This window comes from Pseudomonas sp. GM55 (assembly GCF_000282395.1).
Classification (GTDB): domain Bacteria; phylum Pseudomonadota; class Gammaproteobacteria; order Pseudomonadales; family Pseudomonadaceae; genus Aquipseudomonas; species Aquipseudomonas fluorescens_CC.
Genome location: NZ_AKJJ01000096.1, coordinates 1 through 11,050, shown reverse-complemented (window position 1 = coordinate 11,050; position 11,050 = coordinate 1). Strand labels below are relative to the sequence as shown.

The 11,050-nt window shown below is 63.1% G+C and carries 10 protein-coding genes; 1 reads left to right on the top strand and 9 read right to left on the bottom strand.

The genetic code is table 11. The annotated features are described in order from the left end of the window. Window positions 1-64 precede the first annotated feature (64 nt). Genes PMI31_RS31930 through PMI31_RS22690 form a run of 4 tightly spaced genes read right to left on the bottom strand, consistent with a single transcriptional unit; the run spans window position 65 to window position 2,320 of the window. Window positions 65-157 carry a DUF6186 family protein gene (locus tag PMI31_RS31930; protein ID WP_443217033.1) on the bottom strand — a complete coding sequence of 31 codons (93 nt, stop codon included), beginning with the start codon at window positions 155-157 and terminating at the stop codon, window positions 65-67. Between the two features lie 5 nt (window positions 158-162). Continuing rightward, on the bottom strand, window positions 163-798 hold the full coding sequence (locus PMI31_RS22700) for a nuclear transport factor 2 family protein (RefSeq protein WP_008021070.1): 636 nt from the start codon (window positions 796-798) through the stop codon (window positions 163-165). Then, window positions 798-1,571, bottom strand: a complete 774-nt coding sequence (locus PMI31_RS22695) for an SDR family NAD(P)-dependent oxidoreductase (protein WP_008021068.1) — start codon at window positions 1,569-1,571, stop codon at window positions 798-800. The genes PMI31_RS22700 and PMI31_RS22695 overlap by 1 nt, the downstream gene beginning before the upstream one ends. A 14-nt stretch (window positions 1,572-1,585) precedes the next feature. Then, window positions 1,586-2,320, bottom strand: coding sequence for an SDR family NAD(P)-dependent oxidoreductase (locus tag PMI31_RS22690; protein WP_008021066.1), 735 nt, complete (start codon window positions 2,318-2,320; stop codon window positions 1,586-1,588). 273 nt (window positions 2,321-2,593) lie between these two features. On the opposite strand from PMI31_RS22690, the gene PMI31_RS22685 reads away from it, so the two are divergent. Continuing rightward, a complete protein-coding gene (locus PMI31_RS22685; protein ID WP_008021064.1) occupies window positions 2,594-3,427 on the top strand; it encodes an alpha/beta fold hydrolase in 834 nt (277 codons plus the stop codon). Window positions 3,428-3,568: 141 nt separating this feature from the next. On the opposite strand, the gene PMI31_RS22680 is transcribed toward PMI31_RS22685, so the two are convergent. The 5 genes from PMI31_RS22680 to PMI31_RS22660 form a co-directional block, all read right to left on the bottom strand. Continuing rightward, the gene (locus tag PMI31_RS22680) at window positions 3,569-4,801 is read right to left on the bottom strand and encodes an NADH:flavin oxidoreductase (protein WP_008021063.1); all 1,233 of its coding nucleotides are present in this window, start codon (window positions 4,799-4,801) and stop codon (window positions 3,569-3,571) included. A gap of 73 nt (window positions 4,802-4,874) precedes the next feature. Beyond that, window positions 4,875-6,521, bottom strand: coding sequence for a DUF1302 domain-containing protein (locus PMI31_RS22675; protein WP_008021061.1), 1,647 nt, complete (start codon window positions 6,519-6,521; stop codon window positions 4,875-4,877). A gap of 94 nt (window positions 6,522-6,615) precedes the next feature. Next, complete coding sequence (locus tag PMI31_RS22670) at window positions 6,616-8,232, bottom strand: FadD3 family acyl-CoA ligase (RefSeq protein ID WP_008021059.1); 1,617 nt, start codon at window positions 8,230-8,232, stop codon at window positions 6,616-6,618. A 16-nt stretch (window positions 8,233-8,248) separates the two neighbouring features. After that, window positions 8,249-9,271 (bottom strand): ferredoxin--NADP reductase, encoded by a 1,023-nt coding sequence (locus tag PMI31_RS22665; RefSeq protein WP_008021057.1) that lies wholly within the window; start codon window positions 9,269-9,271, stop codon window positions 8,249-8,251. A 79-nt stretch (window positions 9,272-9,350) separates the two neighbouring features. After that, the gene (locus PMI31_RS22660; RefSeq protein ID WP_008021055.1) at window positions 9,351-10,538 is read right to left on the bottom strand and encodes an acyl-CoA dehydrogenase family protein; all 1,188 of its coding nucleotides are present in this window, start codon (window positions 10,536-10,538) and stop codon (window positions 9,351-9,353) included. Window positions 10,539-11,050 lie beyond the last annotated feature (512 nt).

Sequence of the window (11,050 nt, the reverse complement as noted above, 5' to 3'; positions counted from 1 at the left end):
GAGCCCTTGGTTACTTGGGGCTCTTCCAAGTGACTCGCCGTAAGGGCGAAACCGCCAGTGGCCGTTACCGCAGGAATGGATATGTACACCATCCAATCCATTCCCAATAGGCAACCAGCGCTACCCTGCCGGAGCGAGTGGCTTTAAAAGAACCCACGGTTTTCAACGCACCCGAATCTTCGGATCACCCGCCCCCCGGCGCAGGTTGGCGAGGAAGCCTTCCAGCGGTGCCGGTTCCGCGATCTGCGGCAAGGCATCCTTGTCCGGGCGTTGCGCCCAGAACGCATCCCAGGACGGAAACAGCTCATGGAAGGTACCGGCGTACGGCTCGCGCCCTGGCCAGCGCATTTTCAGGCCGCCGATCGGTGGTTTGTTCAAGTCGGTCGCGTACCAGTAGCACGGCAAGCGGCGGCGAAAGCACCAGCGCCCGTCAATCCGCTCGTAATCGTCCCAATACAGCATCTGCATGATCACCCACTCGGGACCTGTCTCATGCTCGTTCTTCGAATAGACGACGCCGGTGGCGTGATCGGCATCGCTGAACTCGATGATGTGCTGGCCCAAGTGGTGGGAGGTGCCGTGGAACTGCTTGCGCATGGTTTCGTCCAGCCACAGCTTGAGGTGCGCGCGACCGCTCTTGTCGCGGCCCACGCGTACGTCCGGGGCGAAGCAGTTGGCCATGGCATCCATGTCCCGCATATCCAGAGCCAGAGCGTACTTGCCGGCCAGTTGGCGGATCGCGTCCAGCGACTCCAGGCGGTCGATGCGCGCCAGCAACGGGTTCGTGTCCTGGTTCATCAGTCGAGCACCGTGTACAGGTCCGAACCGCGTCCGCCATCCACCGCCAGGCTGGCGCCGGTGACATACGAAGCCTCGTCGCTGGCCAGGAACACAATAGCGTTGGCCAGTTCCACCGGCAGGCCGACCCGTTTCATCGGGATCACTTTTTCAGTGTTGCTGCGGGTCTTGGCATCGCCCAGCATGCCGGCGGTGGCCGGGGTGTCGACCACGCCCGGGATGATCACGTTGCAGCGGATGTTGTGCGGTGCGCCTTCGCTGGCCGCCGCCCGGCTGAAGTTGATCACCGCCGCCTTGGCCGCCGAGTAACCGGCCATCCATGCCGTGCCGAACAGGCCACAGATCGAAGCGATGTTGACGATCGAACCGCCGCCCTGCTCCTTCATCAACTGCATCGCGGTGCGGGTGCCCCAGAAGGTGCCGTCGACGGTGGTGGCGAAGTTGGCGTGCCAGTCGGCGGTGGTCATGGTGTCGATGCCGCCCCAAGTGTAGGCCATCGCATTGTTGACCAGGATGTCCAGGCGCCCGTGACGTTGCGCGGTGGCTTGCAGCGCGCCGACATAGGCCTGTTCATCGCTGACATCGGCCACGGCGATCTCGGCCCGGCCGCCCAAGGCCTGGATTTTTTCCTGCACGCCTTGCAGCGGCTCGATGCGTCGCCCGCACAACACCACCGTCGCACCCTCTTCGGCAAATCGCAGGGCGGTGGCTTCGCCGATGCCGGAACCGGCGCCGGTGACGAAGGCGATTTTTCCTTGTAAACGCTTGCTCATGGGTGACTCCCTGATCAGATAAAGGCCATGCCGCCGTTGACGGCGATGTTCTGCCCGGTCATGAAACTGGCGTCTTCGCTGGCCAGGAACACCGCGACCCGGGCGATCTCGTCGGTCTCGCACATGCGCCCCAAGGGCACGTTTTTCAGCAGCGCCTGCATGTATTCATCAGGGATGCCGGCCATCATCGGGGTGTTTGTCGGCCCCGGTACCAAGGTGTTGACGCGGATACCGCTGGCCGCCAGTTCACGGGCGATCGAACGGGTCAGCCCCATCACTCCGGCTTTCGAGGCGCAGTAGTGGCTTGGGCCTTCGCCGGTCAGCGCGGCAGTGCTGGAGAGGTTGATGATCGCGCCCTTGCGGCCACCCTTGACCATCAACTTGGCGCCTTCACGGCAGCACAGAAAGGTGCCGCCCAGGTTCACGCCGATCACCCGCGCCCAGCTCTCGTCCGGGGTTTCGAGGAAGCTGTCCAGCCCGCCCACACCGGCGTTGTTGACCAGGATGTCGAGACCGCCGAAGTGCTGCTCGGACTGGCCCATCGCATCGGCCACGGAGGAGCCGTCACCGACGTTGCAGGCCAGGGCCAGCACCTTGTCGCCCAGGTCTGCCAAGCTCTCTGCGAGAGCCGCCTGATTCAGATCGACAGCCACTACCTTCGCGCCTTCGGCGACAAAACCACGCACGATGGCCTGGCCCATGCCCTGCGCGGCGCCGGTCACAAACGCCACTTTGTTGAGTAACTTCATAGCAATCTCCGAATGTGCAAATACGCTGCGGCCCGCTGCCCCTGCAGTGCGGCCGTCCACTGAATGATTAGCGGCAAGTGCCATGGCACACATCGTCCGATGGGACTATCGCTGCGTGGTCTGAACGGACGATGCCGGCAACGCCGTACGGGCCCAGCATTCTTGGGCGCGCACCACGCCAGGCGCAGCGTTTCTGTTCAATACGATGCATTCACCTTGCTGCAGCGCCTGGCGCGGCTGTGCTTCATGAATCCGCCGTCAATGGAGAACCCCATGAACCAACCCGTAGATCTGCCCCTGCCCGTCGGCCATTACGCAAGCCTGCCAAACGGCCTGCGCCTGCACTATCTGGATGAGGGCGCAGGCCCGGTGGTGCTGTGGCTGCATGGCAGCGGGCCGGGCGCCAGTGGCTTCAGCAACTTCAAAGGCAACTACCCGCAACTCGTCGCCGCGGGCTATCGCAACCTCGTGCTCGACCTCCCGGGTTTCGGCCGCTCGGACAAACCCGAAGACGTGCAGTACAACCTGGATTTCTTCGTCGACTGCGTGGCGGCGTTCCTCGAGGCCGTCGGTGTGCGGCGTTGCACGCTGCTGGGTAACTCGCTGGGCGGCGCGATCGCCCTGGGTCTGGCCCTGCGTCTGCCGCAACTGCCCCAGAGCCTGATCCTGCTGGCACCCGGCGGCGTCGAGGAGCGCGAGACCTACTTCAAGATGGAGGGCATCGTGCGCATGGTCAGCCTGTTCAACGCAGGCCCCATCGGCATGGAGGAGATGCGCAGCATGATGCGCCTGCAGCTGTTCGATGACTCGATCCTGCCGGAAAGCCTGCTGCTGGAACGCGTGGCGGTGGCGGTGACCCAGCCGAAGAACCTGTTCAGTACGATGATGGTGCCGAACATGGAAACGCGGTTGGGTGAGATTCAGTGCCCGATCCTCGGTTTCTGGGGCACCAACGATCACTTCAACCCGGTCAGTGGCGCGCAGCGCATCATCGACGGCGCGCCAAACGCCCGATTCATCGTGCTCAATCGTTGCGGGCATTGGGTCCAGGTGGAACACCGCGAACTGTTCAACCGCAGTTGCATCGACTTCCTGCAGAACGGCTAATCGACAAACACCCCCAAAACCTGTGGGAGCGGGCTTGCCCGCGATGGGGCCAGCACATTCAACATCAATGTTGACTGTCCGACCGCTATCGCGGGCAAGCCCGCTCCCACAGGGTTTGTGGTGTATTGGTTTCTTGTGTTGTTAGCGATCTGCCGCCTTCTGGCTGTTCAACACGGCATCGCCGGGCTGGCCCAGTACGCAGGAGGTGCCGCCGGGGGTGTACATCATCGCCACGCAGCGGTTGCAGGCGGTGCAGATCGAGTCGCGGCTGGCGCCACTGGCGAGCTTGTTGACGTAGTCATTCTCGGCCAGCAACACCCGGCCCATGGCGACCAGGTCGAAACCCTCGGCCATGATTTTTTCGATGCTCGCCAGGCTCTTGGCGCCGCCCAGATAAGCCAGTGGCATTTTCACCGCAGCGCGCACCTTGCGCGCATGCTCCAGCAAATACAGCTCACGGAATTCCACGGTTGGCTCTTTGCGACGCTGGATGGCCATCGCCAAGGCAATGATCTTGTTCTTCTGCTGCACGCGGTTTTCCTTGGGGAACGAGGAACCGAACATGGTGGTGATCGACTCGGCGTTCATCCCCGCACTGAGCACCAGCAGGTGCGCGCCCTCTTCTTCCAGCATGCGGGCAATATTCGCCCCGTCTTCGGCACTGTTACCGGCGCGCACGCCTTCAGTCACACTGTATTTGCAGATCACCGCCATCTCCTGGCCGACCGCATCGAGCACCGCACGCAGCACTCGGCGCGGAAAGCGCAGGCGGTTCTCCAGGCTGCCGCCGTACTGGTCGCGGCGCTTGTTGTACATCGGTGAAATGAACTGGCTCAGCAAGTAGCCGTGGCCCATGTGGATTTCCACCGCATCGAAACCCGCCTGACGTGCCAGGCGCGCGCCTTGGGCGAAATCGCGCACCACTTGCTGCATGTCGGCTTCGTTCATCGCCTGCTTGAGGAACATGCCGCTCATCAATCCGATCTTGTTGAAGCCGCCGCTGGCCGACAGCGGACGCTTGGTCGAACGCTCGCGAATAAATGTAAAGCAGCCGCCATGGGTGATCTGCGCGCTGGCCAGTCCACCGGACTGGTGCACGGCGTCGGTCAGCGCCTTGAAGTGCGGCACGCTGGATGGGGCGAGGGTCAATTGGTTGGGCAAGGTGCGGCCATCGCTGCTCACAGCGCAATAGGCCACGGTGGTCATGGCGGTGCCGCCCGCGACCAGGGCCGAGTGCAGCTTGACCAGCTGTTTGGAAGGCACCCCCCCGGCACTCATGCCCTCGTTGGTCGCGGATTTTATAAAGCGGTTTTTCAGGGTCAGTGGACCAATCGCGATAGGGCTGAACGCTGACGGGGTCGGACGAGGATTCATGACAGGCCTCTCTTTATTGTTATCAGGCTACAAAGGGTGGCTGCGTCGCCAGATCGCGACGCAGCCATGATCATCAGAAGGTGTACTTGGCGTTGAGCGACAGGTAATCGCGGTCAGCCAGCAATCGGCCCTGGGCGACATCCGGCGAGCTCAGGTAGGCGACGTAGGTCATGCCGATCTGGAAGTTGCCCAGGTACTTGAAATCGCCGCCCACGGTGAGGCGTTTCTCGTCACGGCCCAGGCCCTGATAGGCGCTGCCGTCGACGTTCTGCGTCCATACCACCTTGGTGCTCAGGTCCAGGCCCGTGGCGATGGACGGGTAGTCCATGTAGGCGCCAATGCCCAGCAGGGTCGAACCGCGGGTCTGGGTCTTCGACTCGAACTTGTCGAAGGTGCCATCCACGCCGGCGCCGCCACCGGTGATCGTCAGGCTGTCCACCCCGTCGATGTGTTGATGCACCACTTCACCCATGAAGGTAGTCTGCTGGGCGAGCAGGCTTGGGCCCAGGATGTACATGGCGTTGAGATTGCCTTGCCAGATCTGCCCGGTGGTCGGCGCGCCGTTGTTCAGGTAGACCGAGGCACCATCGCGGTAGCTCAGGTCACCGGCATACTGCACCGAGTCGCCGACCTTGGAGCTGAAACTAATGCCCGTCAGCTTGACGTCTTCGAAATAGCCCAGGCGATAGGACGGCGCGCTGCCATCATGGCCGATGCTCTTGAGCGACGAGTATTGGGTGGTGCCGGTGAAGTCGAAGAACAACGAGCCGATGCGCTCGTTATAGCGGTAATGGAACAGCCCCACTTCGGTGTTCTCGGTGATCCGGTAGCGTACGCCCAGGCCCCATTGGCCGCTGTCGCTGGCGTCTTTCGCACCGCCATAACCGACCGCCAGACCATTGGGCAGGTGGTCGACCTGACCGCTGCCCAGACGAAAGAACTCGGCGCCGGGACCGAATGTATCGCTGCCAAAATAGTCCCCAACAGGGTTGAGCTGGGTCTTTTCCCACTCGTACTGGTAGTAGCCCACCAGCGCCAGGTTTTCATTCAGCGACCACGACCCGGACACCTGCCCTACCGGCAGGTACGAGTCCTTGGCCTCGGTACCCGGCACGTTGAACTTGGTCGCGTCCACCGGAGCCTGGCCCTGGCTGATGTTAGGCCAGAACAGACTCTCGCCCCAGGCCACCAGATGCCGCCCGGCCTTGAGCGACAGGTACTGGGTCTCGCCGACTTCAAAGTTGCCATACACATAGGCATCGAGCAGTCGTGCCATGCTGCCACTGAGCCTGCGGGTTTCGTCGCTGAAGCCATCGTTGTGCCCGGTCTTGTTCACCGTCTGCGGCGAATCGTTGGCGTTTTTCTGGTTGTAGACATCGTCATAGAACTGACTGCCGCGCAGCACCGCACCGAGGTTGTCGTGCCTGAGCTGCAATTCGCCGAACAGGCTCAGACGGTTGTTGATCAACGAACCGCGCTTGAAGTTGCGCGTGCCGTCGTCGTTGTTCGGGTCATTGAGGTATTGATGAGCCTGTTTGGCGGTACGCATGGATGCGGTGTAGTTGACCGTCAGCGACGAATCCAGGGTGGTGTCTTCCCCCAGTTCGAGGGTCGGCGCAGCGCTGGCCGTCACACTGACGAAGGTAATGGCCGTTGCCAACAGGCAGCGACCATCGATCAGGCTCCCCGGACGGCGCGTAACCAGGTTTCGGGTGAACATGCTCCTCTCCTTTTTGTTGTTGTTTGCGGGTGTCGCCGCAGCATGAAAAAAACCGCTCCCCTGCGCATCGTCCGTTTGGTGAGTGGCGTACGCTTCATGCCTGAGCGCTGTTGGCCACCACCGCACGCAGTTCGTTTTTCGCCACCTTGCTCGACGGATTCAATGGCAAGGCGTTGAAGAAATGCACCTGGCGCGGCACCTTGTAATTGGCCATCTGCTCTCGGCTCCAGGCGATCAGTTGCGCCTCGTCGAGTTCTTTGCCTTCGCGCAGGACCACGCAGGCACACCCGACCTCGCCCATGCGCTCATCGGCGATGCCAATCACTGCCACCTGGGCAATGGCCGGGTGCCTGATCAGCGCTGCTTCGATTTCCGCCGGGTAACAGTTGAAACCGCCGACGATGAACATGTCCTTCAGCCGGTCGGTGATGATCAGGTTGCCCGCCTCGTCCAGGCGCCCGACATCGCCAGTGTGCAGCCAGCCTTCGGCGTCGATGGCTTCGCGGGTCGCTTCGGGGTTCTGGAAATAGCCCTGCATGATGTGGAAGCCACGCAGGCAGATCTCGCCGGTAAGCCCGGCGTCCAGCGCCTGGTTGTGCGGGTCGCGGATGCTCACTTCGGTGCCGGCAATCGGCCGTCCGCTGGTGCCGGCGATCACCTGCGCCGAGTCTTGTGGATCGCAGATCGTCGCCAGTCCGCCGCACTCGGTCAGGCCATAGGCGGTGGTCACCACGGCAAACCCCAACTCATTGCGCATGCGCTCGATCAGGCTCGGCGGGATGCTCGCCGACCCGGTCACCGCGATACGCAGGCTCGACAGGTCGGTCTGCTTGAGCTGCGGATGGGCCAGCAGCGAGAGGTACAGCGTCGGTGCGCCGGGCAGGACGCTGATGCGCTCACGGGCGATGCGCTGGAACACCTGCTCTGCGTCGAACACCGCATGGGGCAGGATGGTCGCCCCGCCGATCAGGCAGGTCAGCCAACCGGCCTTGTAGCCAAAGGCATGAAAGAACGGGTTAACGATCAGGTAACGGTCGTCCGGCACCAGGCCGATGACCTTGACGTATTCGCTGAAGGCCCGCAGGTTCTGACCGTGGCCGCTCATCACGCCCTTGGGTTTGCCGGTGGTGCCCGAGGTGAACAACAGGTCGCACATGGCCTCGGGGCCGACCGCCAATGCCCGGTGCCTGGCGCTATCTGCATCGATGGTCGCCGCACCGCGTAGAAACTGTGCAAGGGTCAGGTCCGAAGACAGCCCGGGGGTGTCGCCATCGAGCATCACCAAGTGTTCGAGGCTGGCTGGTCGATGGGGCGCGAGCAGCGCCGGGTAGTCGACGTCGAGAAAACGCTGCGGGACAAACAACAGCCGGCAGCCACTGCGCTCCAGCACATCGGCGGCCTCAAGGCCCTTCATCCGCGTGTTGATCGGCACCAGTACCGCACCGGCGCACTGAATGCCCAGCGCCGCGAGGATCCAGTCACCACTGTTCGGCGCCCAGATACCGACCCGGTCACCGGCCTGGATGCCCAGAGCCATCAAGCCCCGGGCAAAGCCCATGACGCGCTCGGGCAGGTCGGCGTAGTCGATGCATTGGCCGTTTTCCTCGATGGCCGTGCGCCCGGCAAAACGTTCGGCGCTGCTAAAGACCAACTGGGCAAGGGTGACAGGGGCTGCGCTCAGGGACGCGGCAAGGTTCAGGCTCTGATTCATCGTGGGCTCGGGCTCATCAATCGGGAAAGCGGATACGCAGTTGCGCGCTGGTGGGCACTGCCTGACAGGCCAGAATCCAGCCTTCGGCCAGGTCGCCCGCATCCAGTGCATCGTTGTGCAGCAGTTCGACTTCGCCGCTTTCCAGGGTGCACATGCACGAGGCGCAGCCACCGACACGACAAGCGCTGGGCGGGTTGAGGCCGGCACGCTCCATGGCGGCCAGTACGGTCTCGCCGCTGTCGCAGGCCAGCTGGTGGTCCTCGCCATCCAGGCGCACCGCCAACTGCGCGGCCACGGCGGCCTCGCTGCTGGCCACCAGCGGCAGCTCACCTTCACCGGGCAGCGAGACGAAGCGCTCGACATGCACCCGACGATCCGGCACGCCCAGGCCCTTGAGCGCGCTGACAGCCGCGTCCATGAACGGGCCCGGACCACAAATGAATGCCTGGGCATCGATAAACGGCCGCGCCAGTTCGGCCAGTTGCCCGACGCTCGGGATGCCCTGCACCGAATCGAGCCAGTGGACGATTTGCAGGCGTTGCGGATGAGCGCTGGCCAGGTGTCTGAGTTCATCCTTGAATATCACCGAGGACTCATCGCGGTTGGCATAGATCAGCAGGACCCGGCCTGTTCCCGCGAGCAACGCCGAACGCAGGATCGACAGCACTGGGGTCACGCCACTGCCACCGCCGAACAGCAGCAAGTCGCCGTCGAGGCTGCGCGGCACAAACACCCCGGCCGGTGGCAGCACCTCCACGGTCTGGCCGGCCTGCAACTCGCCGCACAGCCAGTTCGAGGCGCGTCCCTCGTGCACGCGCTTGACCGTTACCCGCAACGGCTCATCCAGCAACGGCGTGCTGGACAATGAATAACAACGGGGCAGCCAGCCGTCCTCGAAGGGTACGCGCAAGGTCAGGAACTGGCCGGGTTGATAGCGAAAACGTTCGCCCAGATGCTCCGGCACGTCGAACACCAGGGAGCGCGCATCGGCGGTTTCCTCGATCACTCGCGCCACGCGCAGGGCAAGATAATTGTTCATAGGTCAGGTACTCATGACCACCTGGCCGTGCAGCACGGACAGGTGTAAACCCAGGGGTGTCGAAACGGGCGCCGTGGTCTCAGACGTAAGGGTCCGGGTTGGGCAGACCGAGCATCACCGCGCCGTAGCTGCGGCCGTAGGCCATGTAGTTATTGGCGATGTGCCCGCGCGCCTGATGCAGGTCGCGGAACAGCCGCGCCACCGGGTTGGTGTTGTACAAGCCCGAGGCCGCCATGCTGCGCAACAGGTCGTTGGCCCGTTCGGCGCAGATGTTGGTCACATAGGCCGACTGGTAGCGATACTGCAGACGGGTCTCGGTGTCCGGGTATTCGCCGGCACGGGCCAGGCTCATCAGATGCTCGTAGTTGCGCTCCAGCACCAGGCGCAGGCCGTCGACGGTGATCATCGCTTCGGCAACGGCGGTTTGTGCCACCGGATCGTCAGCAGTACGGGCGCCGTGCTTGCCGATGTGCTTGGCGGCGTTGTCGCGGAACTCGTTGATCGCACCCTGCAGGGCGCCGATGGCCGAGGTCGAGACGGCGCGGGAGAACACCTGGGCGAAGGGGATCGCGTAGATCGGGTTGGTGTTGACCAGGCGCCCCGGGGTCGCTTCGAGGGTCCAGTTATTGGTGCGTTGCACGCGATGGGCCGGGACGAATACATCCTCGACCACGATGTCATGGCTGCCGGTGCCGCGCAGGCCCAGTACGTCCCAGTTACGTTCGATCTGATAGTCGTGGCGCGGCAGCAGGAAAGTGCCGTGCTCGGCGGCCAACTCGCCATCGGGTGGCAGGATGCCGCCCAGGAATACCCATTGGCAGTGTTCGCTGCCGCTGGAGAAACCCCAACGCCCGCTAATGCGGTAACCGCCCTCGACCACCGTGACCTTGGCCGCCGGCATATAGGTCGAGCAGATCAGCGCGTTGTGGTCATCGGCCCAGACTTCGCGCTGCGCTTCGATCGGGTACCGCGCCAGTTGCCAGGGGTGAACCCCCATCACACCGTAGATCCAGGCCGTGGACATGCACCCCTCGGCGAGGATGGTCTGGATTTCGAAGAAGGTGCGCGGGTCCACTTCATAACCGCCGAACGCCCGTGGCTGCAAGGCCCGCAGCAACCCGGCGGACTGCAACTCGAGGACGCTCTCCACTGGCACTTTCAAGTCCTTGTCGGCCTGCGCCGTGCGTGCCTTGAGTGCCGGCACCAGGCGGCGTGCCCGTTCAAGCAGATCACGTTCGTCCTGGGTCTTTTCTCGCATGCTGTGCATCACTCAATTCTCCCGATCTCACTGCGCAACTGCGCCAGTTGTGACGGATCATCGGATTGAGCGGGGAATCATTCATCGTCAAAGCGGACTAGGGGTACGTGGATTGCCCTGAAAGCCTACTGGGATATTTATCGAGTACATATCCATTGCTGCGGTAACGGCCACCTATGGTTTCGCCCTTACGGCGAGTCCCTTTTTCAAACGCCAAAAAGGAACCAAAAGGCTTTGCCCCACCACTCGGTGCCTCGCCTAGGCTCGGCATGCCCTCACTCCGGCATTGCTCCGTGGGTCGCCGCGATGGGCCATCCATGGCCCAGCGCGGCTAAACCGGCGTCCTACCGGTTTACCCACTACGCAATGCCTGCGTTCGGCCATCGTGGTTTAACGGGGCGCCCAAATCTAAAGCCAAGGCGAGGCGGCCTTAAAGCCGACCTGACTTTGGCAGATCCCCCCAATCCCCTGTGGGAGCGAGCCTGCTCGTGATGGACGTCAACGATAACGCGCCCTGTCTG